Origin of the sequence: Actinomadura rugatobispora (assembly GCF_042656285.1) — a bacterium.
Classification (GTDB): domain Bacteria; phylum Actinomycetota; class Actinomycetes; order Streptosporangiales; family Streptosporangiaceae; genus Spirillospora; species Spirillospora rugatobispora.
On sequence record NZ_JBHSON010000039.1, the window covers coordinates 25,936 to 50,184 of the forward strand.

Consider the following 24,249-nt stretch of genomic DNA (forward strand, 5'->3'; position numbering starts at 1 on the left):
TTGTTACGTTCCGTCTTCGTAAAATCACTCCCAATACCGATCGCCATCCGTTTTCATGGAACGCGTGACGTACACATCGGCACCCTGCCTCCGGACCGGCGCCCAGCCCAGCCGCGCGACCCTGCGCTGGGTGGAGGGCTGTCTCGGCGAGGGCGCCGTGGTGCGCATGGTGCGTCCGCTCGCCGGCGGCTCCGCGCACGCCAACCACGCCCTGCTCGTGGAGAGCCGCTCGGGCCGCGCGCACCGCCTCGTCCTGCGCCGCTGGGCGTACGGCCCCGGCACCGCCGACCGGTCACCCGAACGCGAGATCGCCGCCCTGGCCCTGCTGGCGGGCTGCCGGCTGCCGACCCCGTCCCTGGTCGCCGCCGACCCGGCCGGCGCCTACTGCGACGCCCCCGCGCTCCTGATCACCCGCCTGGACGGCCACCCGCCCCGGCCCTCACCCGACGACCTGCCCGAATACCTCATCCAGCTGGCCGCCGCGCTGCTCACCGTGCACGCCCTCGCCGGCGCGTCCACGATGCCGCCGTACGTGCCGCACAACCGCCTCGATCACCGCGCCGCCCCGCGCCACGCCCTGCGCCCCGCCCTCTGGGAACGCGCCCACGAGATCGCCGCGGGTCCACCGCCCGAGACCCCGTCCCGCTTCATCCACCGCGACTACCACCCCGACAACACCCTGTGGTCGTACGGCAAGCTGACCGGGGTGGTCGACTGGTCCGAAGCCTCCTACGGCCCCGCCGCCGTAGACATCGCCCACATGCGCCTCAACCTCGCCCTCCGCTACGGCCCCCTGGCCGCGGAACGCTTCACCGCGGCCTTCGACCAGGTCTCCGGCGGCTACCCGCACGACCCGTACTGGGACATCCGCTGCCTCCTCGACCTGCTCCCGGAAACCGACGACCACACCATCGACGAACCCACCGTCCCCCTCCTGGAGGACTACCTCGCCAGCCTGGTCTGATCCATCGTGCGGGGGGTCAGACCAGGGGCAGCGAGGAGTCGGCTGGTAGGTCGAGTTCTGAGGGTGGGCGGCCTGAGGCGAGGAGTTCGGAGCCCAGGGCGGCGACCATGGCGCCGTTGTCGGTGCAGAGTTTGGGGCGGGGGACGCGGAGGCGTATGCCGGCGTCGTCGCAGCGTTCCTGGGCGAGGGCGCGGAGGCGGGAGTTGGCGGCGACGCCGCCGCCGATGAGCAGGTCCTTGACGTCGTTCTCGTGGCAGACCTTGATGGCCTTGTGGGTGAGGACGTCGACCACGGCCTCCTGGAAGGAGGCGGCGACGTCGGCGACGGGGACGGGTTCCCCGGCGCGTTCCTTGGCCTCGACCCAGCGTGCGACGGCGGTCTTGAGGCCGGAGAAGGAGAAGTCGTAGGTGCCGTCGTCGTACTTGCCGCGGGGGAAGGGGATGGCGGCGGGGTCGCCCTCGCGGGCCCTGCGGTCGATGACGGGGCCGCCGGGGAAGCCGAGGTCGAGGACGCGGGCGACCTTGTCGAAGGCCTCGCCCGCGGCGTCGTCGACGGTGGAGCCGAGGGACCGGACGTCGCCGGTGATGTCGGGGACGAGCAGGAGCGAGGAGTGGCCGCCGGAGACGAGCATGGCGACGCACGGCTTGGGCAGGGGGCCGTGTTCGAGCTGGTCGACGGCGACGTGGGCGGCGAGGTGGTTGACGCCGTACAGGGGTTTGCCCAGGGAGAGGGCGTAGGCCTTGGCGGCGGCGACGCCGACCATGAGGGCGCCGGGGAGGCCGGGGCCTGCGGTGACGGCGAAGGCGTCGACGTCCTGGAAGGTGGCTCCCGCGTCGGCGAGGGCGCGTTCCACGGTGGGGGTCATGGCCTCGAGGTGGGCGCGGGAGGCCACCTCGGGGACGACGCCGCCGAACCGGGCGTGCTCCTCGACGCTGGAGGCGATGGCGTCGGCGAGCAGGGTGTGGCCGCGGACGACGCCGACGCCGGTCTCGTCGCAGGAGGTCTCGATCCCCAGGACCAGGGGTTCGGAGTCTCTGATCATCGTTGCTCCCCCGTGAAGCCGACCGGCGGGCGCTGCCTGCGGCGCATGACGATGGCGTCGGCGCCGGACGGCTGGTAGTAGCTCTTGCGGATGCCCACGCGTTCGAAGCCGAAGCGTTCGTAGAGGCGGCGGGCGGGGTCGTTGTCGGCGCGGACCTCGAGGAAGACCTCCTCGCTGCCGCGCCGCCCGGCCTCGTCGAGCAGCTCGGTGAGGAGGGCGGCGCCGAGGCCGGTGCCGCGCCGGCCGGGCAGGACGCCGATGGTCTGCACGTCGGCCTGCCCTCCGGCGGCGGCGAGGCCGGCGTAGCCGACGAGGGCGCCGCCGGGGTCCTCGGCGACCACGTAGTGGCGGGTGCGGGGCTGGTCGGAGAGCTCGCCGCGGAGCATCTCCTCGGTCCAGGCGTCGTCGGGGAACAGGGCCCGTTCCAGCAGGACGACGGCGGGCAGGTCGTCTTCGGTCATCCGCCGGAGGTGCGCGCTCATCGGGGCGTCACCTTCTTGCGCGGGCCGGGTTCGCGGGCGTCGGGACGGCGCAGGTAGAGGGGCTCGGGCGGCAGGAGTTCGGGGCCGGCGGCGCCGGAGAGGCGGGAGACGACCAGTTCGGCGAGGGCCCCGGCGGAGGGCAGGAGCGGTTCGGGTTCGTGGCCGCGGGCCAGGGCGTCGGGGTAGAGCGTGGCGCCCTCGCCGAGGACGGGGATGTCGGCGGGCACGTCGGCGGGCGGGCCGACGGCGGGGCCGTTGGTGCGGGCGCGGGCGGAGTCGTACCGGGCCCAGTAGACCTCTTTGCGGCGGGCGTCGGTGGCGACGGCGAACGGGGCGGTGCGTCCCGACTCCCAGGCGATGATGTCGAGGGTGCAGACGCCGTGGACGGGGACGCGGAGGGATTCGCCCATGGCGCGGGCGGTGACGAGGCCGACGCGCAGCCCGGTGTAGGGGCCGGGCCCGACGCCCACGGCGATGGCGCTGAGATCGGCGGGGGCGGCGCCCGCCTCGGCCATGACCTCGGCGATGGAGGGGGTGAGCAGCTCGGTGTGCCTGCGCCGGTCGACGTTGTCCGCCGAGCCGCGGCGGCGCACGCCCTCGCCCGGGGACCACTCGTAGAGCGCCACGGTGATCGCGGCCGTCGCGGTGTCAAAAGCCAAGACCAGCACGGGTGAAAAGGTTACTGCGTGCGAGGCCGGACAGCACCCGCCGGGCGGGGCGCGTCAGGTCGCGTTGAGGGCTTCGACCACGCTCTTGGCCGCTTCGGTGGCGCCGTTCATGGCGTCGGAGGAGCCGAGGGGCTTGCCGTCGTTGCCGCCGGAGTAGTGAATCGTCACCAGGACGTTCGCCACGCGGGCGTTGGCGATGGCCTCGCCGGAGCCCTGGCCCTCGTCGACGCTGTAGACGACGTAGCCCTCGTTGCCGACGCCTTCGAGCGGGGCCTTGTCGGTCAGTTCCTGCCCGGCCAGCAGGGCCTTGCCGGATTCGTCGGCCTTGCGCTCGGTCTGGAAGGTGCCGGCGGCGGTGTCGGTGGGGGTCTTGCCCTGGGCGCCTTCGAGGGCGCGGAGCTCGACGGTCAGCTGCCGCTTGCGGTCGCCGGTGTAGGCGCCCCAGACGCACTGGTTCTGCCGGTCGCTGCTCTGGTAGCTGTCGGCCTGGGTGCGGTCGGCGTTGGGGGCGAGCCTGTCGGCGACGTCCTTGGTGAGCAGTTCGCAGGCGTCGGGGACGAGGGACCGCTCGCCCTTGGACGGCGCGGAGCTCTCGGCGGCGCCGCTGCCGACGACCTGGCCGGCGTCCCGTTCCTCGCCGGCGCCGACCCCGCTGAGGATGGCGAACGCGGCCAGCACGCAGGCGCCGACGCCGGCGACCATGCCGACGAGGATCATCCCGAGGCGGCGGCGCCCGGTCTTGCGCTCGCGGACGATGCGGTGGCTGCCGGTGCCGGACGATCGGCGGCCCGGCGCGTGCTGCCCGCCGCGCCGGTACTCGCCGCTGCGGGTGCCGTATTCGCCGCTGCGGGTGCCGTAGGGGCCGCTGCCCGCCGTGCCGTGGCCGCCCGTTCCGTACGCGCCGCTGTCCCGGTCGGTCGCGGGGACGCCGTACTCGCTGCCGGGGATGGTGTAGCCGCCGCTGACGGTGCGGTATTCGCCGCTGCGCGGGTCGTACTCTCCGCTGCCGGAGGGGCCGTATCCGTAACCGCCGCCCTCCGTACGGTAACCGCTGCTCTCCGTACCGCCATGGCCGTCGGCGCGCCGGCTTCCGCCGCGATGGTCACCGCTCACCGGAACCCTCCCGAGGGAAAGCTGATATGTCGCGAAGGTGAGGTTCTTTCCGGCAAAGAGTATGACATCTCTACGTAAAGTGGTCTCTTCCTGAAGGTCCAAAAACGAGAGGGTCCTTCTATCACTTCAGTGCGGTGGCCAGCCCCGCCCAGCGCCCGCCGATCCCGATGATCTTTACCGTCCGGGCCTCCGAAGGGCCCTCGGAGCGGGAAATGATCACTTCCAGCCGGGCGTCGGCAAGGCCCTCGGCGAGGCCCTCGCCCCATTCCACGATCGTCACGGAGTCCTCCGCGGAGGCGTCCAGATCGAGGTCGTCCAGTTCCGCGAAACCGCCCAGCCGGTAGGCGTCCACGTGCACCAGCGCGGGCCCGCCGGCCAGCGCGGGGTGCACCCGGGCGATGACGAAGGTGGGCGAGGTGATCGGCCCGCGCACCCGCAGCCCCTCGCCGATCCCCTGCGTCAGCGTGGTCTTGCCCGCGCCCAGGTCGCCGGTGAGGACCAGCAGGTCGCCGGCCCTCAGCAGCCCGCCCAGCCGCAGCCCCAGCGCCCGCATGTCCGCCGCGGTGGGGACGTCCAGGCCGACCTCCAGGACGGCCTCCTCGTTCATCTCCACGCCCATCTCCGGTTCGTTTCCTCCCGTCACAGCGGTCACAACGTTCTCGCACGCTCTCTCAGGCCACGTCGGACGCGCCGGTCAGGCCGTGCGCTCCAGGCGCTCGGGCCGGATCCGGTCGATCAGCCGGCGCACGCCGCCGGTCACCACGCCCGGGTACTCCAGCGGCAGGACGTGCCCGGCCTCGCCCACCTCGACGTACTCGGCGTCGGGCAGCGCGTCGGCGATGCTGCGGCCGTGCTCGGCCGGGGTCAGCCGGTCCTCGCCGCCGGACAGCACCAGCACCGGCACCCGCCCGATGACCTCCAGGGCCGCCGCCTTGTCGTGCGCGATCAGCTCCGGGTAGAACTCGGCGATCACGTCGATCGGGGTCGCCCTGATCATCTGCTCCAGGAAGTCGACCACGGTGGGGCTCACGTACCGGTCGGCGAAGGCCATGTGCCGGGTGACGATGAACGCCAGGTCGGCGCCGAGGGCGCGGGCCCGCTCCACCAGGTCGGCCCGGCGGCCCAGACCACGCAGCGTACCGGGCGCCAGCGGCCGCACCACCTTGGCCAGGACCATGGGCAGGCCCAGCGTCATCTCGGCGAGGTCGCCGCAGGAGGTGTTGACCAGCGCGACCGCGACCACGCGGGGTCCGCCTCCGGCGGCCGCGCGGGGCGCCGGGGCCGTCTTCCCGGCCGGCTCCGTCTTGGCGCTGACGCGGGCCTTCCCGCCGGTCGCCGCGGACTTGGCCCGCTTCGAGGCGGCCTTGCCCGCCGCCTTGCCGGCGGCCTTGACCTTGGCGCCCTTCCCGGACGCGTCGCCGACCTTGCCGACGCCCTTGCCGGTGGTGCGTTCGGCGACCTTCTCCGTCACGGCGGCCCCGGCGGCGCCGCCGTCGAACAGCTCCGGATGCCGGTCGGCCAGCGCCATGACCGACATGCCGCCCATCGAATGGCCGACCAGGACGACCGGGGCGCCCGGCTGGACGGTGGCCTGCAGCACCGCGTACAGGTCCTGGCCGGTCTGGTCGATCGTGGCGTCCGTCGGCTTGCCGCGCCCGGACCGCCCGTGGCTGCGCTGGTCCCAGAACACCAGCCGCGGCCGCGCGTCGCCGGGCCGCAGCCGGGGCAGGTCACGGCGCTGGAAGTGCCAGGCGTCCTGGTTGAGCGTGTAGCCGTGGCTGAACACGATGGTCAGCGGCGCGTCGTCGGGGCCGTCGACCTCCACGTGCAGCGGCACGCCGTCGTCGGCATGCACGGTCAGCCGCCGGCCGCGCAGCTCGCCGAACGGCTCGTCGGCGTCGGGGTCGGGCCGCAGCCGGACCCGTCCCACCGCCAGCCGGCGCAGCCCCACCGCGGCGCCGACGCCGGCGGCGCCGACGCCCGCGACCGCTCCGGCGATCCCGATCCTGCGCCCGCGACCGCTACCCATGCACGCTCCCTCCGGCGGTCTGCCCCGTGTAGACCCGGGGGACCCTCGACCCGATGCGGGTGACGATCTCATACGAGATGGTGCCCAGCGCGTCCGCCCACTCCTGGGCGGTGGGCTCGCCGCGGTCACCCGGCCCGAACAGGACGATCTCGTCCCCGGCGGCCAGCTCGTCGTCCCCGAGATCGATCACGAACTGGTCCATGCAGACCCGCCCGGCGATCCGGCGCCGCCGCCCGCCGGCCAGCACCTCCAGCAGGCTGGAGCCGTGCCGGGGGATGCCGTCGCCGTATCCGGCGGGCACGACGGCCAGGTTGGTCTCCCGCTCGGTGATGTAGGTGTGCCCGTACGACACGCCGCTGCCGCCCGGGACCCGCTTGACCAGCGCGGTGTCGGCAACGAGGGTCATCGCCGGGCGCAGCCCGAACGTCCCCCGCTGCGGCACGGGCGTCAGCCCGTAGGTGGCGATGCCGGGCCGGACGAGGTCGAACCGGGCGTCGGGCAGCGTCAGCGCGGCGGCGGAGTTGGACAGGTGCCGCACCTCGGGCCTGACCCCGGCCTTCTCGGCGTGCTCCACCATCTCCCTGAACACCGCGAGCTGGCGGGCGACCGACGGGTGACCGGGCTCGTCGGCGCAGGCGAAGTGCGACATCAGGCCGACCACGCTCATCGTGCCGGCGGCCTCGGCGGCCAGCGCCGCATCCACCAGCGGAGGCCACTCGGCGCCCCACGCGCCGCCCCGGGACATGCCCGTGTCGGCCTTGAGGTGCACCCGCGCGGGACGCCCGGCCCGTTCCGCGGCGGCGGCGATCTCCTCGACCAGCCAGGGGGCGCCGGCGGTCAGGTCGACGCCCTCCGCGATCGCCCGGTCGTACGGCTCGCCCGGGACGCCGACGCAGGCCAGCACCGGCACGCCGGTCACCCCGGCCGCGCGCAGCGCCAGCGCCTCGGCCACCTTGGCGACGCCCAGCCAGGTGGCACCGCCGGCCAGCGCGGCCCGGGCCGCGGGCACCAGCCCGTGGCCGTAGGCCTCGGCCTTGACCATGGCCATGACCTCGGCGCCGCCCGCGCGCTCGCGCAGCAGGGCGATGTTGGCGCTGATGGCGTCGAGATCGACGCGTGCCTCCGCTGGACTCCTCATGGTTACCCAGTGTGCCGCCCCCTGGGCGTGGACGAACCGTGAACGTGCCTGCTCACACAGGTCCGCCGCGTCCCCCCTGGACGGCCTGCCCCTCCCCCTCGATCAGCTCTTGACGTTCTTTTACCCGTTCGGACGCCGAGGACTACCCGAGGGCGCGGAAGGCGGCGGGCAGCGCCGTGATCACGTCGTACGCGCTGATCGGGGCCATGCCGTCCGCCTCCTCCGGGCCCGCCGAGGCGATCCGTGCGGCCAGCCCGTGCAGGTACGCCCCGGCCGCGGCGGCGTCCAGCGCGGGCATGCCCCCGGCCAGCAGCGCCCCGGCCAGCCCGGACAGCACGTCCCCGGTCCCGGCCGTGGCCAGCCGCGGCGTGCCCGTCGGGTTGACCCGCACCGGCCGGCCCTCCTCCGCGATCAGGGTGGTCGAGCCCTTCAGCAGCACGGTCGCCGGGAGCTCGGCCGCCGCCCTCTGGACGTGCTCCAGCCGCGCGGCCTCGATCTCCTCCCGGTCCGCGCCGATCAGCCGGGCCAGCTCGCCCGCGTGCGGCGTCAGCAGCGTGGGCGCGGGGCGGCGCAGCAGGTCGCGGCGGCGGGCCAGGACGGTGAGCCCGTCGGCGTCCACCAGGACCGGGAGGTCGGTGCCGAGGACCGCCTCGACCAGCGCCTCGGCCTCCTCCCCCGTCCCGAGCCCGGGGCCGACCACCCACGCCTGGACGCGCCCGACCCGCTCCAGCTCCTCCGCCTTCGGCTCGATGACGGTGGTGACGGCCTCGGGCCAGCGCTGCCGTACCAGCTCCACCGGGTGCCGCGCGGACGCGAACCGCACCATGCCCGCTCCCCCGTGCACGGCCCCGCCCGCGCACAGCACGGCGGCGCCGGTGAACTCCTCGCCGCCCGCGAGGATCCCCACGACGCCGCGCCGGTACTTGTCGGACTCGGGGCCGGGCTCGGGCGGCCGGACGTCCTCGGGCCAGGCCGCGACCACGTCGGGGTCGGGCAGGTCGGGGCCGAGCCCGATGTCGACCAGCTCGACCACGCCGCAGTGCGCCGCGCCCGGGTCGATCAGCAGGCCGGGCTTGTGGGTGCCGAAGGTGACGGTCACGTCCGCACGGACGGCGGCGCCCTCGACCCGTCCCGAACTCGCGTCCACCCCGCTGGGCACGTCGCAGGCCACCACCACACCGGGCGAGGCCGAGGCGAGGGCGGCCAGCGTGGCGTGCGGTTCGCGCAGCCCGCCCGTGCCGCCGATCCCGGTGAGCCCGTCGATGATCAGGTCGGCGGCTCCGGTGAGCGCGGGGGCCGCCTCGGGCCCGGTCACCCGCCCGCCCGCGGCCCGCAGCGCGCCGACCCCGCCCTCGTGGAGCCTGGACCCGGCCTGGACGGCCGTGACGCGGGCGCCGCGCCGCGCCAGCCGGGCCCCGGCGTACAGGGCGTCGCCGCCGTTGTCGCCGCCCCCCGCCAGCAGGACGACCTCCGCCCCGTAGACCCGGACGAGCAGCCGGGCGCAGACGGCGGCGAGCCCGGCCGCCGCCCGCTGCATCAGCGCCCCCTCCGGCAGCCGCGCCATCAGCGCCCGCTCCGCCGCCCGCACCTTCCCGACCTCGTGCGCGTACCTCATCCGCACCCATCCCCTGCTCGGTCCCCGGCCCGGAGCCTGCCCGGGTCACGCGGGCTCATTCCGACTCGGCGATCACGACCGCGGTGGCGATGCCGCCGTCATGGCTGAGCGAGACGTGCCAGCGGGACACGCCGCGGGAGGCGGCCGCGGCGGCGACCGTCCCGGACACCCGCAGGTCGGGCCGCCCGTCCTCGGCCCGCGCGACCTCCGCGTCGGTCCAGCGCAGCCCGGCGGGCGCGCCCAGCGCCTTGGCCAGCGCCTCCTTGGCGGCGAACCGGGCCGCCAGCGAGCGTCCCGCCATGTCCCGCTCCACCTCGGTGAACAGCCGTTCCCGCAGCCCCGGAGTGCGCTCCAGGGAACGCTCGAAACGGGCGATGTCCACCACGTCGATCCCCACTCCCACGATCACCCGTCCAGGTTCCCACGGCGCCGCCGGCGCCCCCGGGGCGCCTTGGAACGGCCCACCCGAGTGACCTGGTGGAACGGTGTGCCGAAGAGTCCGGTCTTTGATCGGAAGTCGAGTGCGCACGGCTTCGCGTGCAAGTTACGGTTTCACCTGGACGGGTGATCCCCGCCCCCCATCCGACGACCGTGCCGTCGCCCACCTCAGCCGGGCAGGAGAGGCCGCCGCCATGAGCGCATCCCCGAGACCTTCCGTCCGCCAGCGCCGGCTCGCCGCCGAACTGCGCCGGATGCGCGAGCAATACGGCCTGACCGGCGACGACGTGGCCGACCGGCTCAGGTGGTCGACCGCCAAGGTGAGCCGGATCGAGAACGCCCGCACCGGAGCCAAGATCGCCGACGTCCGGCTCCTGCTGGACCTGTACGAGATCGGCGGCCCCCGCCGCGAGGAGATCGTCGCCCTGGCCCGCGACGCCGCCGAACGCGGCTGGTGGGAGGAGTACCGCGACCTGATCGGCGGCTATCCCGACTACATCGCCATGGAGGCGGAGGCGAGCCTGATCCGGCAGTGGGAGACGCACACCGTCCCCGGGCTGCTGCAGACCGAGGCGTACGCCCGCGAGGTGGTGTCGGGGTGGAACACGATCGCCGCCACGCCGCCGCGCGAGATCGACCGGCGGGTCGAGGTCCGCATGCGGCGCCAGGGGATCCTGCGGCGCGAGCCGGGTCCGGCTGAATTGTGGATCGTCGTCGACGAGTCGGTTCTGTGGCGACTGGTCGGGGACGAGTCCGTCATGGCACATCAGATCAGTCATCTCAGCACGCTCATGGAACTGCCCAATGTACGACTTCAGATATTCCCACTAAACGCACCACACCCACTCATGGAAGGCTCTTTCACGCTCCTTGAGTTCGCCGATTTCCATGACGTCACGTTCCCCGATATCGTGCACACCGAGAGTCTCGCGGTGAGCCATTTCGAGGACGAGGTGACCACGCACCTCTACCGGCTCGCGCATGCGACATTGGCCGAGGCCGCGCTGGATCCCGCCGAATCCCGGAGCTTCATCGCGGAGATTCTCCACGCATGGCAGGAAAAAATACCAGACCGCGGTCTCTGAACTAAAGGATGTCGCGTGGCCTCCGCTGAAAATCAACCGATCTCCTGGCGCAAGAGCAGCCGTTGCGCAGCCAACGGCACTTGCGTCGAAATCGCCGCCATGGCGTCCGTACCGGCCATCGCCGCCCGGGACGCCAAGCACGGCGACGCCAGTCCGGTCCTGCTGTTCTCATCCAGGGAATGGCGCGCTTTCACCGACCGGATCAAGCGCGGGGAGTTCGAGCAGTCGCTCTGAGGACACACACCTCCGAGGACACGCCGCGATGAGGGGGCCCGGCCGACCGCCGGGCCCCTCGTCATGTCCGGATGTCAGGCGTCTTGTCCGGAGTCTGTCCGGGGCCTGTCGGGCGTCCGTCGGGGGTCATGTCCGGCGCCATGTCCGGTCTATAGCCGATTTGTCCTATTCGTCTTCCTCCGGGGTCACCATGGCTTCGCCGCCACGGACCCCGCCGTATCCCGCCACTATTCGGTGGCGTGATAGTGAGCCGCCCGGTGACCTTTAATGGCGGTGGTACGACTCGCGCCGGCCCCGCCGGCCGGCCCTATCGAGGAGGTCGCATGCGACCCGACAGGGCGATCCCGTTCCACTGGCGGCGCAGTCTCCGCTGCCAGTCCAACAATGGCTGCGTCGAGGTGGCCCCGGCGGCGGGCGCGGACGCCGGCCCGGACGGACCGGCGGTCGTGATCCGGGACGGCGCCGCGCCCGGCGACGACACCTTCCTTTTCCTCACCCCCGCCGCCTGGCGGGCCTTCGTCACGAGGGTGAAAACGTCATGAGGGTGAAAACCGGCACCCCGATTCCGTCCCCGGCGAGCGAAACATGGAATGACGCAACTCTCATTCCGGGATTCTCATTCTGAGAATCTCACGCTATTCGACGGTGACGGACTTGGCGAGGTTTCTGGGCTGGTCGACGTCGTGGCCCTTGGCGGTGGCCAGCTCGCAGGCGAACACCTGCAGCGGCACCGTGGTCACCAGGGGCTGCAGCAGGGTCGGGACGGCCGGCACGGCGATCAGCGTGTCGGCGTACGGCTCGACCGTCCCATCACCCTCCTCGGCGATCACGATGGTGCGGGCGCCGCGCGCGCGGATCTCCTGGATGTTGGACACGATCTTGTCGTGCAGGACGGCGCGGGCGCGCGGCGGCACCACCACCACGACCGGCAGGCCCTCCTCGATCAGGGCGATCGGGCCGTGCTTGAGCTCGCCGGCGGCGAAGCCCTCGGCGTGCATGTAGGCCAGCTCCTTGAGCTTCAGCGCGCCCTCCAGCGCGACCGGGAAGCCCACGTGCCGGCCCAGGAACAGCACGCACCGCTCGCCCGCCAGGGAGCGGGCCAGCTCGCGCACCGGCTCCATGGTCTCCAGCACCTTGTCCACCTTGTCCGGCATCTGCGCCAGGAGCTGGACCATCGCGAAGACCTCGTCGCCCCACTTGGTGCCCCGCACCTGCGCCAGGTACAGCGCGATCAGGTAGACGGCGACCAGCTGGGTCAGGAACGCCTTGGTGGAGGCGACCGCGATCTCGGGGCCGGCGTGGGTGTAGAGGACGCCGTCGCACTCGCGCGGCAGCGTGGACCCGTTGACGTTGCAGATCCCCAGCAGCTTGGCGTGCTGCTCGCGGGCGTGCCGGACGGCCATCAGCGCGTCCATGGTCTCGCCGGACTGGGAGATCGCGATGACCAGGGTGCTGCGGCTCAGGATCGGGTCGCGGTAGCGGAACTCGCTGGCCAGCTCCACCTCGCAGGGCAGCCCGGCCCAGTGCTCGATGGCGTACTTGGCGATCAGCCCGGCGTGGTAGCTGGTGCCGCAGGCCACGATGATGATCTTGTCGACCTCGCGCAGCTCCTGGTCGGTGATCCGCATCTCGTCCAGGGTCAGCCGGCCGTCGGCGCCGACCCGGCCGAGGAGGGTGTCGGCGACCGCCCGCGGCTGCTCGGCGATCTCCTTGAGCATGAAGTAGTCGTAGCCGCCCTTCTCCGCGGCCGACACGTCCCAGTCGACGTGGTACTCCTTCACCTCGGCGGGACGGCCCTCGAAGTCGGTGACCGTCACCCCGCCCGCGCGCAGCTCGACCACCTGGTCCTGGCCCAGCTCGATCGCCTTGCGGGTGTGGGCGATGAACGCGGCCACGTCGCTGGCCAGGAAGTTCTCCCCCTCGCCGACGCCGACGACCAGCGGCGAGTTGCGGCGGGCGCCGACCACCAGGTCGGGGTCGCCGGTGTGCACCGCGACCAGCGTGAACGCCCCTTCGAGGCGCCCGCAGACCTGGCGCATCGCCTCGGCCAGGCCGCCCTCGGCGGTCTTGAGGGCGTCCTCCAGCAGGTGGGCGACGGCCTCGGTGTCGGTGTCGGAGCTCAGCTTGTGCCCGCGCTCCTCCAGCTCGGCCCGCAGCGCGGCGAAGTTCTCGATGATCCCGTTGTGGATCACCGCGACGGTGCCCGAGCAGTCGGTGTGCGGGTGGGCGTTGCGGTCGTTGGGCGCACCGTGCGTGGCCCACCGGGTGTGCCCCATGCCCAGCGTCCCGGCGGGCGGGGGTTCGTCCGCGAGCGCGTTGCGCAGGTTCACCAGCTTGCCCGCGCGTTTGGCCGTCGCCAGCCTCCCGTCGGCCAGGACGGCAACCCCGGCCGAGTCGTAGCCGCGGTACTCCAGCCGCGCCAGCCCATCGACCACGACGTCCAGTGCCGGCTTGGCGCCGACGTACCCAACGATTCCGCACATGGCGGCAAGCCTATTAGCTCGTCTTCCATGGACCCACCAGCAAGTGGCGTAGCGGGGTGGCTATAGCGTGGACGCCCGGTGAAACACCGGTGTACGCGAGGGACCCCTGGTTACCGTGTTCCCTCATGACGAGCGGATGGGACGACGTGTCTAGTCCTCAGAGCGTGCCCAGCCCCTACGTGGAGCTCTCCCGCGACGCCTGGCGGGCGCTGCGCGAGAGCACCCCGCTCCCCCTCACCCCCGGCGAGCTCGACGCCCTGCGCGGACTGCGCGACCCGATCGACATCACCGAGGTCGAGGAGGTCTACCTGCCGCTGTCGCGGCTGCTGAACCTGTTCTTCCTGGGCGAGGGGCGGCTGCGCGACACCGTGGGCGGGTTCCTGGGCGAGCCGGTGCCGCCCACCCCGTTCATCATCGGCGTGGCGGGCAGCGTCGCGGTGGGCAAGTCGACCACGTCCCGGCTGCTGCGGACGCTGCTGGCGCGCTGGCCCGAGCACCCCACCGTGGAGCTGGTCACCACCGACAGCTTCCTCTACCCGAACGCGGTGCTGACCGAGCGCGGGATCATGGACCGGAAGGGGTTCCCCGAGTCCTACGACCGGCGGGCGCTGGTGCGGTTCGTGTCGGCGATCAAGGCGGGGGCCGAGGAGCAGTCGATCCCGGTCTACTCGCATCTGGAGTACGACATCGTCCCGGGCGCGGCGCAGACCGTGCGGCGCCCGGACATCCTGATCGTGGAGGGCCTGAACGTGCTGCAGGCCCCGCCGCCCGGGACGCTCGGGGTGTCGGACTTCTTCGACTTCTCGATCTACGTGGACGCGCGGGTGGAGGACATCCGCCAGTGGTACATCGAGCGGCTGTTCGCGCTGCGCCGCACCCGCTTCACCGACCCCCGCTCCTACTTCCACAGGTACGCGCACGAGCTGGACGAGGACGAGACGGCGGCGTTCGCGCAGCGGGTCTGGCGGGACGTCAACGAGATCAACCTGGTGTCGAACATCCTGCCGACCCGGGCCCGCGCCACCCTGGTGCTGCACAAGGGCCGCGACCACGAGGTCCGGAGGGTCCGGCTCCGCCGCATCTGACCGGTTGCTTCGATTCCGCACTGCTCTGTCGGAGCTCTGTTCTACGGTTGCGCGACATGAGCAGCGACACGGGGACCGGCACGACGATCGAGAACGCCGCTCCGGGGGAGATTCCGGGGATTCTGGCCGACCCGCCGTGGGAGCAGGCGGCGCGGCGGCCCAAGCCCGCCAAGCCGAAGGAGCCCGAGGCGCGGGTCGTGGACGGCCTGGAGCCGCCGCCCGGCCTGGCGGTCTCGTGGGCGCCGGGGCAGCGGGAGAAGTGGGCGGCGACGAAGCTCTACCTCTCGTCCAGCAACGACTTGGACCGGCTGATCGACGAGTACGTGGCCGACCAGAGGTCCATGTACCCGCCGACCGAGGCGAGCATGTTCGCCGGCGGGCCCGAGGACCGGATCCGCCCGCTGCTCGCCGAGTGGCGGGTCAGGTACGTCACGCCGTCGTTCTTCCGCTACCTCAAGCCGACCGTGGCCCGCTACGAGCTGGAGGCGCGGGACGCGATGCTGCACTGCGCCGGGATCGACGCCCCGGCCGCCGGCAGCGCGCTCCTGCCCTACCTGGACGCCGAGGTCGCGCTGCTCATGGCCGACTGGATGTTCCGGCTCAAGACGGCGCAGGACTTCACCCAGGCCTACTTCCGCCAGCACGGCCTGGACGCGGTCCCGTTCCTGGTGCCGGACGCGGTCGGCAAGAGGCGCCCGCCGCGCCGCAAGGCCACCGCCGCCCTGGCTCTGGTCGCCGAGGAGCACGGCTTGGACGCGGTCGTGAAGGCGGCCCGCGTCCACGGTGACGAGGCCGCGGACATCGTCGCCGAGGCGCTGAGCGCGGGGGCGCCGGTCGCCGACGTCCAAAAGAAGCCCGCCGAGGGCCCGCCCAAGCCGCCGAAGCTGCCGTGGCTGGACGTCGCCGCGCTGCCCCGGCCCGTGCTGCGCGGCTCCGGGCGCGCCCTGCCGCCCGCCGCCACCGCCAACCTGGTGTCGCTGTTGGCGCTGTCCTCGGGGGACGAGCCGTACGAGGGCCTGGCCGAGGTGTTCGAGCTGTGCAAGCCCGGGTCGCTGGCCGCGCTCGCGTGGGCGGTCTTCGAGGCGTGGCGGGCGGCGCGCGAGCCGTCCCGCAACGGCTGGGTGCTGGCGCAGCTGGCCTGGCTGGGCGACGACGAGACCGTGCGGCGGCTCACCCCCGTCATCCGGGTGTGGCCGGGGCGGTCCGGGCACGCCAAGGCGGTGCGGGGGCTGGAGGTGCTGACCGCGATCGGCACCGACACGGCCCTGATCCACCTGGACGGCATCGCGCGGAAGGTGAAGTTCACGGGCCTGCGGGAGGCCGCGCGGCGGGCGATCGCCGGGGTGGCCAAGGCCCGCGGCCTGACCAGCGAGCAGCTCGCCGACCGCCTCGTCCCCGACTTCGGGCTGGACGCCGAGGGCGGCCTGCACCTGGCCTACGGCCCGCGCGGCTTCCGGGTCGCCTTCGACGAGCAGCTCAGGCCGCTGGTCACCGACGACTCCGGCAAGCTCCGCAAGGCGCTGCCCAAGCCGGGCGTCAAGGACGACCCCGAGCTCGCCCCCGCCGCCCACAAGCGCTTCGCCGCGCTGAAGAAGGACGTGCGCACGATCGCCGCCGACCAGGTCACGCGGCTGGAGACGGCGATGGTCACGGGCCGCCGCTGGACGCCGGAGGAGTTCCGGGCCTACTTCGCCGGGCATCCGCTGATCTGGCACATCGCCCGCCGGCTCGTCTGGCTCGCGGGGGACCGCGCGTTCCGGATCGCCGAGGACCGCACGCTCGCCGACGTCGAGGACGCCGCGTTCACCCTGCCGGACGCCGCCGAGGTCGGCATCGCGCACCCGCTCCACCTGGGCGGGCGGCTGGGGGCGTGGGCGGAGGTGTTCGCCGACTACGAGATCACCCAGCCGTTCCCGCAGCTCGGCCGCGCCGTGCACGCCCTCGCGGACGGGGAGCGCGGCAGCTCGCGGCTGGCCCGGTTCGAGGGCGTGACCGTCCCGACCGGGAAGGTGCTGGGGCTGACCCGGCACGGCTGGGAGCGCGGCGCCCCGCAGGACAACGGCATCGAGCACGAGATCTCGCTGCGCGTCGCCGGCGGCCGCTGGGTCGTGATCGATCTGGATCCGGGCATCGCGGTCGGCGCGATCGACGTCTTCCCCGAGCAGACGCTCCGCAGGGTCATGATCGGAACCAGGTCGTTCGCGTTCGGGTCAGAGGAGGGTGACCGGAGGTTCGGCGAGCTCGATTCCGTGACCGCCTCGGAGCTGCTCGCCACCCTCACCGATCTGTCCACGAAATAGGAGCCATGCCGGATTCCTCCGATGCCGGCGTCAAGGACGCGCCCGCCGCGGCCCTGCCCGCCCTCCTCGTCGACCCGCCCTGGACCTGGGAGCCGATCGTGGTCCCGGGGGTGGCGCCGCCCGCGGGCCCGACGGTCGTGTCCTGGCCGGAGGGCGTCCGGGAGTCGTTCCTGGAGAACGCCCCGGCCGCGCCCTCCCGCAAGGGCCACGACTGGAACGCGATGGCGGAGCGGATCCGCGGCGGCTCGCCCCTGGCCGACCTGACGGACAGGGGACGCTCGGCCCTCTACGCCCGCCTGCTGGTACACGGCCCGGACGACCTCGCCGCCGAGGCCCTGGACGACCGCCGCTACTGGGACGGCCTCGTCCCCAAGCACGTTCAGGCCATCGTCGCCCGGCACGAGCTGGCGGCCTACGAACTGGCGCTGCACGCCGTCCGCCCCGACGACCTCGACACGCTGTTCGCCCTCGCCCCCTTCCTGGACGCGGAGGTGACCCGGCTGATGCTCGTCCACTCGGACGGCGTCCGGGGGCTCCCGGCCCTCACCTGGAGCGCCGACGCCTGGTTCAGAAGGCACGGGACGGACGCGCTGCCGTACGCCCTCCCGCACGCGCTGGGCGAGCCCGGTCGCGAGCGCGAGGTCGCGCAACAGGCGGTCCGCGGAATGATCGCCCGCGACTGGGACGTCGTCGCCGAGGCGGCGGCGCGCCACGGCGGCGAGGCGGTGCGGGCGGTGGAGGTCCTGCGCTTCCCCATCGCCCCGCACGGACCGCGCTTCCCCCTGGAAGGGCTGCCGCAGGTCCTGCTGCGCGACCGTGAGCACGCCCTGCCCGCCGCGTCCGTCCGGCATCTGGCCACGCTGCTGTTCTGGTTGCGCCCGGAGGGGCCGCGCCCGAGGGTCGAGAAGGCCCTCGATGAGGTCGTCGAGATGTGCGACCCCGCCTCGCTCGCCGACTTCGCCTGGGGCCTGTACCAGGCGGAGTTCGACGCGCGGCCCCCGGCGGGGCGGAAGCGTGTCTGGGCCTCCGACGGCGTCCGGTACGCGCTGGAACGCCTCGGCGACGACCGCACCGCCGCCCGCCTCGCCGCCGTCGCCGCCCACTGGTCGTCCCGGCTGGTCCGGGACAGCGGCGGGGAGTCCGTCCTCCGGGTGTTCACCGCGCTCGGGAGCGACACGGCGCTGCGCCTTCTGGACGAGCTCGGGCGCGAGGCGGCCGACCGGCAGCGGATCGCCCCAGGCGCGCTGGAGGCGGTGCGGGAGATCACCGAACGGCGTGGACCGACCACGAAATAGGAGCAATGCCAGATTCCCCCGAAGCCCCCGTCCGGGACGCGCCCGCCGAGTCGCTGCCCGCCCTGCTGGTCGACCCGCCCTGGACCTGGGCGCCGATCGTCCTGGAGGGCCTGGAGCCGCCCGCCGTCCCGGTCACGGTGGCGTGGAACCGCTACCTGCGCGAACGCCTCCAGGAGGAAGCGGCCCCGCGCGGCCGCAAGGACGCCGACTGGGAGGCCGTGGCCGAACGCTTCCGCAGCGGCCGGGCCCTGACCGAGCTCACCCCCAAGGGCCGCGCCCCCCTGTACGCGGGCCTGCTGCTGCACGGGCCACACGAGCCGGCGCACGAACTCCTGGAGGACCGCCGCTACTGGGACGAGTTCACCGACCTCCAGGTGCTCGGCGGGGTCGTCGTCCGCCACGAACTGAAGGCGTACCCCCTGGCGCTGCACGTGGCCCGCCGGGAAGGCCCCGGCACGGCCACCCCCCTCAGGCCCTTCCTCAGCGCGGAGACGGCCGAGGTGATGGTCGCCCAACCGTCCAACGGGAACGCCGACGCCCGCGCCTGGGCGAAGGACCACGGGGCGGCCGCCGCCGCGCTGCTCGTCCCGTACGCGCTCGAGCGGCCAGGCCCGCGGCGCACCGCCGCGGAGGTCCTGCTCCGCCTGATCATCGCCGACGACGGCGCCGTCCCGCAGGCGGCGGGGTCCTACGGCCCCCAAGCGGCCAGGGCGATGGAGGTGCTGCGCTACCCCGCGTCCGTCCCGGAGATCAGCGGAGACCGGGACCCCGAACGGCTGCCGCGGATCCTGCTCCGCGGCCGGGACACGGCCCTGCCCGCCGACGCGACCCGGTCCTTCACCCGGCTGCTGCTCCTCTCCCGCCCCGACCGGCCGCACTCGTTCGTCGAGCAGGTCATCGAGGTGTGCGACCCCGGCTCGCTCGCGGAGTTCGCCTGGGCGCTCTACCTGACCGCCGAGCTGAGCCGGTATTCGTGGGCGCCCGACGGCGTCCAGTACGCGCTGCGCCGCCTCGGCGACGCCGAGACCGCCCGGCGGCTCGCGGAGGCCATCGCGGCCTGGGAGTACTGGTGGGCCGGTTCGCTGGCGGCGCGCAACGCCCTCGACGTGTTCGGGGCGATCGGCGGCGACACCGCGCTGCGCCTGCTGCACCAGATCGCGGACAACCCGCACCCCAGCAAGAAGGTCAAGGAGGAGGCGCGGTACGCCCTGCACCGCGCCGCGCGGGACCGGGGCCTGACGGCGGCGCGGCTCGTCGACCGGCTCGTCCCGGACTTCGGGCTTGACGCCGAGGGCGGCATGACCCTCGACTACGGCCCCCGCGGCTTCCGCGTCGGATTCGACGAGCAGCTCAGGCCCTACGTCATCGACGGCACCGGCAAGCACCGCAAGACGCTCCCCAAACCCGGCCCCAAGGACGACGCCGCGGTCGCGGACCCGGCCCACCGGCGCTTCACCGACCTGAAGAAGGGCGTCCGGTCCGTCGCCACCGAGCAGCGCAAGCGGCTGCACCGGGCGATGATGAGCGGGCGCGACTGGCCACTGGAGGAGTTCCACGCCCTCTACGTCGAACATCCGCTGCTGCGGCACTTCGCGCGGCGCCTCGTGTGGAGCGCCGAACACGACGGCACCGCCACCGCGTTCCGGATCGCCGAGGACCGCTCCTTCGCCGACGTCGACGACAAGGCGTTCACGCCCCCGCCCGGCGCGCGGATCGTCCTGCCCCACCCGGCGCACCTGGGCGACGCGGTGGGCGCGTGGGGGCGGGTGTTCGCCGACTACGAGATCCTCCAGCCCTTCCCCCAGCTCGGACGGACCGTCGTCCGCCTCCGCGAGGAGGAGCGCGCGACCAGCCTGCTGACCCGCTTCGACGGCGCCGAGGTGCCCACCGCCGCCCTTGTCCGCCTCGCCCAGGGCGACTGGAGCCTCCGCACGGCGCGCGACGAATACCACAACCGCAGCCTGCTCGTTCACCCGATCGGCGACCGCGGCGCGCTCGTCGAGGTCCGGTTCGCGCCGGGCATCCCCAAGCACGCCGCCCCCGCCCCCGTCCAGCGGATCGAGCAGGTCGAGCACGTGAAGGTCGCCGAGAACGGCTACGTCAGAGAGCCGATCCCGTTCGGGGACCTGAACCCGTCGACCGCGTCCGAGATCCTCACCGAACTCGCCGACCTCACCACGAAATAGGAACAATGCCGAACACCCCCGAAAGCTCCCTCCCCGAACTGCTCGTCAACCCGCCGTGGACGGCGAGCAAGCAGCCCGTCGTCCTCAAGCTGAAGGCCCCCAAGGAGCCCACCACCATGACGTGGGCGCCCGGCCGGCGCGAGGAATGGCTGGCGGCCCCCTACCAGGGCAAGTACGGCTGGCAGCCGCTCCCGGACGACACCGACTGGAACGAGCTCGCCGAGACCTTCTCCAGCGGCCGAGCCCTCACCGAACTCGACGCCGAGCAGCGCCGCGACCTGGGCTTCGGCCTCCTGGCACAGGCCCCGCTCGAACTGGGTGACGCGCTGCTCTCCGACCAGCGCCACTGGGACGCCTTCACCGGCTACGGGACGGCCACGGCCATGCCATGCATCGTGGCCCGCCACGGGCTGGCCGCCTACCCCATGGCGATGCACCTGGCCAAGAACTCCCGCACCTTCTACTGGCTCGACCCGTTCCTGGACACGGACGTCGCCCAGCTCATGATCAAGCATTGCGGCGTCTACCCGAACCGCGACCGCGTCGAGGTCTGGTTCAAGCTGCACGGGGAGGCCGCCGCCCTGCTGGCCGTACCGGACGCCCTGCGCAAGCCCGGTCCCAAGCGGGAGCGCGCCGAGGAGGCCCTCCGCATCGTCGCCAAGGAACACGGCCACGACGCCATCGTGCGGGCGGCCCGGCACTACGGCGACGAGGCCGCGGCCGCGATGTCCGTGCTCCGCACCGACGGCCTGGACATCTACCCGGACCCGCTCCCGGAGACGCCCGAGGCGTTCGACCCGGCGCGGCTGCCTCAGATCCTGCTGCGCGACCGGAAGACGGCCCTGCCCGCCCCGGCGACCCGCCACCTCCTCACGATGCTGACCTTCTCCAAGCCGTGGGACCCCTACCCGGGAGTCGAGCAGGTCATCGACCTGTTCGACCCCGACTCCCTGGCCGCGTTCGCCTGGGCCCTGTACGAGGCCGACACCCCCTACAGGTCGATGGCGAACAGGGGGGTCCAGTACGCGCTGGCCCGCTTCGGCAACGACGACACCGCCGACCGGCTCGCCCCCATCATCGCCCGCTGGTCCAAGAGCTACGTCTACGACATCGGCGGGTTCAACCTCCTGAGCCTGTTCACCCGCCTCGGAAGCGACTCCGCGCTGCGGCACCTGCACCGCCTAGCGAACAAGGCCGAAGACCACAAGCGGATCAGGGCGAGTGCCCAAGGGGCCCTGAACCGCATCGCCAAGGAACGCGGGCTCACCTCCGAGCAGCTCGCCGACCGCCTCGTCCCCGACTTCGGCCTGGACTCCCAGGGCGGCCTCACCCTCGACTACGGCCCCCGCAGCTTCCGCGTCGGGTTCGACGAGCAGCTCAAGCCGTACGTGACCGACGCCGACGGCAAGCGCCGCAAGACGCTCCCCAAACCGGGCGTCAAGGACGACGACACCCTCGCGCCCGCCGCGTACAAGCGCTTCACCGACCTCAAGAAGGACGTCCGGACGGTCGCCGCCGACCAGATCAAACGCCTCGAGAAGGCCATGGTCACCGGACGCTCCTGGACCTTCGCCGACTTCCGCTCCCTCTTCATCGCCCACCCCCTCCTGTGCCACATCGCCCGCCGCCTGATCTGGTCCGCGGACGTCGAAGGCCGGCCCGTCCCCTTCCGCGTGGCCGAGGACCGCACCCTCGCCGACGCCGACGACAAAGAACTCGGTCCCCTCCCCGACGAAACCCCGATCACGCTGCCGCACCCGGTCCTCCTGGGCGGCCCCACCGTCGAGGCATGGGGGCAGGTCTTCGCCGACTACGAACTCCTCCAGCCGTTCCAGCAGCTGGCCCGTACCGTGCACGCACTCACCGACGAGGAGCGCGGAAGCACCAAACTGACGCGCTTCGAGGGCGGCACCGTCCACTTCGGCCGGATCCTCGGCATGACCTCACGCGGCTGGGAGCTGGGCGAGAAGGAGACCGGCGGCTTCCGCCGCCAGGTCATGCTCATGACCCCCGACGAGCGGCACCTCATGGTCCAGTTCGAACCGGGAATCCGCGTCATCGCCCCCGAGGACTTCGCCGAGCAGGACATCCGGGACGTCTCCCTCTTCACGGGCCGCTACTCCGGCAAGCGCCACCCCTTCGGCGAACTGGACCCGGTCACCGCCTCCGAACTCCTCACCGACCTGACCCGCCTGACCGACCCCCCGGCCAACTAAGAGGAGAACCCTGATCGTCGGCGCCGCGGACGCGCAGCACAGGGAGGGGTGCGGGCGCGGTCCAAGGTGCGATCGCGGTGCCGCTCATTTGACGGCACCCGCGGTCAGGCCGGCGACCACCTGGCGCTGCAGGACGAGGAACAGTGCGATGGGGACCAGCATGATGATGGTCGCCCCGGCCATGGCGCCGGTGACGTTGTAGCCGAACTGCGACTTGAAGCCGGCCAAGGCCAGCTGCACGTTGTGGTTGGACTGGGTGACGGTGAGCAGATTGGCGAAGAAGAACTCGTTCCAGATCTTCACGAACGCCACGACGCACACGGTGGCGATGGCCGGTCGCGACAGCGGCAGGATGATCCGCCGCAGGGTGGTGAAGTACCCGGCACCGTCCATGAGGGCGGCCTCTTCGATCTCCGGGGGCAACGACAGCAGGAAAGATCTCATCACGATGAAGGAGAACGGGAACTCCAGCGCCGAGTAGAAGATGACCAACCCGATGCGGGAGTCGAACATGCCGAGCTCGCGCACCACGAAGAACACCGGCGTCGCCAGCCCCACCAAAGGGATGGCCAGGGCCAGGGCGAACATGGCGACGAGGAAGTTCCTGCCGAGGAACGCGTAGCGGGCGAGCGGATAGGCGGCCAGAAACGCCACGGAGACGGCGCCGATCGTGCCACCGGTGGCGTACAGCAGCGTGTTGAGCACGTAGGTGTGCAGATGGATCTCGGTGAACGCGTCGATGTAGCCCTGGAAGGTCGCGGGAGAGGGGAAGAACCCCTTGCCCGAGTAGACCTGCGGGCCCGTCTTGAAGGAGGACAGCATCACCCACACGGTGGGCAGCAGCGAGAGTAGCGTGACCACGGTGAGGAAGCCGTAGATGAGCACCAGGGCCCACGAGCGCGGACGGGTGCGTCGCACGCCGCGTCGGCGGGCGACGTCGGCAGGCTGGATGGCGGTCACAGGGCTCGCTCTCCGATCCGGAAGACTCGCCGCACCGTGACGATGAGCGTGGCGCCCAGGATCAGGATCACGGAGCCGACGGCGTTGGCGTAGCCCCACTCCCCGTGCACGTAGGCGCGGTAGGCGTACAGGGCGAGAGTCGTGGTGGCGTCGTTCGGGCCGCCGGAGGTCAGGATGTAGACCAGGTCGAACATGCCGATGTCGACCAGGAGCCGCACGAGGAGGACGGTGCCGATGACGTTGCGCAACAGCGGCAGGACGATGAACAGCTGGCGCTGGATCAGGCTCGCACCGTCCGCTTCGGCGGCTTCGAGGAGTTCGGTCGGGATCGCGGCCACCTCCGCCATGACGACCACGACCACGAACCCGATGATGAACACGAACGTGCCGGCCACGGCCCACCGGGCGGTGCCGCTGTCGAACAGCCAGTCGTGCCGGCCGCCCGTGACGGGGGCGAGCAGGTTGTTCAGCAGGCCGTAGGACGGGTTGTAGAAGGCCGAGAACACCAGCGCGTACGCGGCCCCCGAGATGACGAACGGGATGAAGATGATCGTGCGGAAGAGCTTCCAGCCCGGCACTTTCACGGCGAGGGTCATGCCGACCGCCACGCCGAGCGGTACCTGGATGACCATGGACGCGACGCAGTAGAAGAGCGTGTTGCCCGCGGCCTTCCAGAACACCGGGTCGGAGAACAGCCGGCGGTAGTTGTCCAGTCCGGTGAACGCGAAGTCGACACCGCCCCAGCGGGAGAACGCCGTCACGGCCAGCACGACGAGCGGCACCAGGAAGAACAGGGCGAACAAGACGAGGGCGGGCAGCAGCGAGACGGCGACGCGGCCACGCATGCCGGCGGGGATACGCGGCCCGGCCGCGGGCTTGGGCGCCCGCGACCGGACCCGGTGCGTGGTTCTCACGG

The 24,249-nt window shown here is 72.7% G+C and carries 21 protein-coding genes; 9 read left to right on the forward strand and 12 right to left on the reverse strand.

Features of this window, described 5'->3' with window-relative positions; all coding sequences use genetic code 11:
• Positions 1 to 64 precede the first annotated feature (64 nt).
• On the forward strand, positions 65 to 964 hold the full coding sequence (locus ACFPZN_RS26075) for a phosphotransferase family protein (RefSeq protein ID WP_378284812.1): 900 nt from the start codon (positions 65 to 67) through the stop codon (positions 962 to 964).
• 16 nt (positions 965 to 980) lie between these two features.
• Here ACFPZN_RS26075 and tsaD read toward each other — a convergent pair whose 3' ends face one another.
• The 9 genes from tsaD to ACFPZN_RS26120 form a co-directional block, all read right to left on the reverse strand.
• Positions 981 to 2,006, reverse strand: a complete 1,026-nt coding sequence (tsaD, locus tag ACFPZN_RS26080; protein WP_378284813.1) for a tRNA (adenosine(37)-N6)-threonylcarbamoyltransferase complex transferase subunit TsaD — start codon at positions 2,004 to 2,006, stop codon at positions 981 to 983.
• Complete coding sequence (gene rimI / locus ACFPZN_RS26085; protein ID WP_378284814.1) at positions 2,003 to 2,488, reverse strand: ribosomal protein S18-alanine N-acetyltransferase; 486 nt, start codon at positions 2,486 to 2,488, stop codon at positions 2,003 to 2,005. Before rimI ends, tsaD begins: the two co-directional genes overlap by 4 nt.
• The gene (gene tsaB / locus ACFPZN_RS26090) at positions 2,485 to 3,156 is read right to left on the reverse strand and encodes a tRNA (adenosine(37)-N6)-threonylcarbamoyltransferase complex dimerization subunit type 1 TsaB (protein WP_378284815.1); all 672 of its coding nucleotides are present in this window, start codon (positions 3,154 to 3,156) and stop codon (positions 2,485 to 2,487) included. Before tsaB ends, rimI begins: the two co-directional genes overlap by 4 nt.
• A gap of 54 nt (positions 3,157 to 3,210) precedes the next feature.
• Entirely contained in the window at positions 3,211 to 4,269 is a 1,059-nt protein-coding gene (locus ACFPZN_RS26095) for a hypothetical protein (RefSeq protein WP_378284816.1), read from the reverse strand.
• A 121-nt stretch (positions 4,270 to 4,390) separates the two neighbouring features.
• Positions 4,391 to 4,888: a tRNA (adenosine(37)-N6)-threonylcarbamoyltransferase complex ATPase subunit type 1 TsaE gene (tsaE, locus tag ACFPZN_RS26100; protein WP_378284817.1), complete on the reverse strand. Its 498-nt coding sequence runs from the start codon at positions 4,886 to 4,888 to the stop codon at positions 4,391 to 4,393.
• Between the two features lie 75 nt (positions 4,889 to 4,963).
• Positions 4,964 to 6,298, reverse strand: coding sequence for an alpha/beta hydrolase (locus ACFPZN_RS26105; RefSeq protein WP_378284818.1), 1,335 nt, complete (start codon positions 6,296 to 6,298; stop codon positions 4,964 to 4,966).
• Positions 6,291 to 7,436 carry an alanine racemase gene (alr, locus tag ACFPZN_RS26110; RefSeq protein ID WP_378284819.1) on the reverse strand — a complete coding sequence of 382 codons (1,146 nt, stop codon included), beginning with the start codon at positions 7,434 to 7,436 and terminating at the stop codon, positions 6,291 to 6,293. The genes ACFPZN_RS26105 and alr overlap by 8 nt, the downstream gene beginning before the upstream one ends.
• Positions 7,437 to 7,578: 142 nt before the next feature.
• The gene (locus ACFPZN_RS26115; RefSeq protein WP_378284820.1) at positions 7,579 to 9,051 is read right to left on the reverse strand and encodes an NAD(P)H-hydrate dehydratase; all 1,473 of its coding nucleotides are present in this window, start codon (positions 9,049 to 9,051) and stop codon (positions 7,579 to 7,581) included.
• Positions 9,052 to 9,106: 55 nt separating this feature from the next.
• Positions 9,107 to 9,460, reverse strand: coding sequence for a holo-ACP synthase (locus ACFPZN_RS26120; RefSeq protein ID WP_378284821.1), 354 nt, complete (start codon positions 9,458 to 9,460; stop codon positions 9,107 to 9,109).
• A gap of 112 nt (positions 9,461 to 9,572) precedes the next feature.
• Between ACFPZN_RS26120 and ACFPZN_RS26125 the strand changes: the two genes are divergently transcribed.
• From ACFPZN_RS26125 to ACFPZN_RS26135, 3 genes are all read left to right on the forward strand, one after another.
• Complete coding sequence (locus ACFPZN_RS26125; protein ID WP_378284822.1) at positions 9,573 to 10,574, forward strand: helix-turn-helix domain-containing protein; 1,002 nt, start codon at positions 9,573 to 9,575, stop codon at positions 10,572 to 10,574.
• 15 nt (positions 10,575 to 10,589) lie between these two features.
• Positions 10,590 to 10,808, forward strand: a complete 219-nt coding sequence (locus ACFPZN_RS26130) for a DUF397 domain-containing protein (protein ID WP_378284823.1) — start codon at positions 10,590 to 10,592, stop codon at positions 10,806 to 10,808.
• A gap of 323 nt (positions 10,809 to 11,131) precedes the next feature.
• Positions 11,132 to 11,350 carry a DUF397 domain-containing protein gene (locus ACFPZN_RS26135; RefSeq protein WP_378284824.1) on the forward strand — a complete coding sequence of 73 codons (219 nt, stop codon included), beginning with the start codon at positions 11,132 to 11,134 and terminating at the stop codon, positions 11,348 to 11,350.
• Positions 11,351 to 11,443: 93 nt separating this feature from the next.
• Here the strand turns inward: ACFPZN_RS26135 and glmS are convergent, their stop codons facing one another.
• Complete coding sequence (glmS, locus tag ACFPZN_RS26140) at positions 11,444 to 13,291, reverse strand: glutamine--fructose-6-phosphate transaminase (isomerizing) (protein WP_378284825.1); 1,848 nt, start codon at positions 13,289 to 13,291, stop codon at positions 11,444 to 11,446.
• Positions 13,292 to 13,416: 125 nt separating this feature from the next.
• Here glmS and coaA point away from each other — a divergent pair, with 125 nt between their 5' ends.
• From coaA to ACFPZN_RS26165, 5 genes are read left to right on the forward strand one after another with little or no spacing between them, the layout of a single operon-like run.
• Positions 13,417 to 14,376, forward strand: a complete 960-nt coding sequence (coaA, locus tag ACFPZN_RS26145; RefSeq protein WP_378284826.1) for a type I pantothenate kinase — start codon at positions 13,417 to 13,419, stop codon at positions 14,374 to 14,376.
• A 56-nt stretch (positions 14,377 to 14,432) separates the two neighbouring features.
• On the forward strand, positions 14,433 to 16,676 hold the full coding sequence (locus ACFPZN_RS26150) for a DUF4132 domain-containing protein (RefSeq protein ID WP_378284827.1): 2,244 nt from the start codon (positions 14,433 to 14,435) through the stop codon (positions 16,674 to 16,676).
• Between the two features lie 5 nt (positions 16,677 to 16,681).
• Complete coding sequence (locus tag ACFPZN_RS26155) at positions 16,682 to 17,971, forward strand: hypothetical protein (RefSeq protein WP_378284829.1); 1,290 nt, start codon at positions 16,682 to 16,684, stop codon at positions 17,969 to 17,971.
• 5 nt (positions 17,972 to 17,976) lie between these two features.
• Positions 17,977 to 20,157 (forward strand): DUF4132 domain-containing protein, encoded by a 2,181-nt coding sequence (locus ACFPZN_RS26160; RefSeq protein WP_378284830.1) that lies wholly within the window; start codon positions 17,977 to 17,979, stop codon positions 20,155 to 20,157.
• A 5-nt stretch (positions 20,158 to 20,162) separates the two neighbouring features.
• Positions 20,163 to 22,373 (forward strand): DUF4132 domain-containing protein, encoded by a 2,211-nt coding sequence (locus ACFPZN_RS26165; RefSeq protein WP_378284831.1) that lies wholly within the window; start codon positions 20,163 to 20,165, stop codon positions 22,371 to 22,373.
• Positions 22,374 to 22,457: 84 nt separating this feature from the next.
• On the opposite strand, the gene ACFPZN_RS26170 is transcribed toward ACFPZN_RS26165, so the two are convergent.
• Both ACFPZN_RS26170 and ACFPZN_RS26175 read right to left on the reverse strand, forming a co-directional pair.
• Entirely contained in the window at positions 22,458 to 23,333 is an 876-nt protein-coding gene (locus ACFPZN_RS26170; RefSeq protein WP_378284832.1) for a carbohydrate ABC transporter permease, read from the reverse strand.
• The gene (locus ACFPZN_RS26175) at positions 23,330 to 24,247 is read right to left on the reverse strand and encodes a carbohydrate ABC transporter permease (protein WP_378284833.1); all 918 of its coding nucleotides are present in this window, start codon (positions 24,245 to 24,247) and stop codon (positions 23,330 to 23,332) included. The genes ACFPZN_RS26170 and ACFPZN_RS26175 overlap by 4 nt, the downstream gene beginning before the upstream one ends.
• Positions 24,248 to 24,249: the final 2 nt, after the last annotated feature.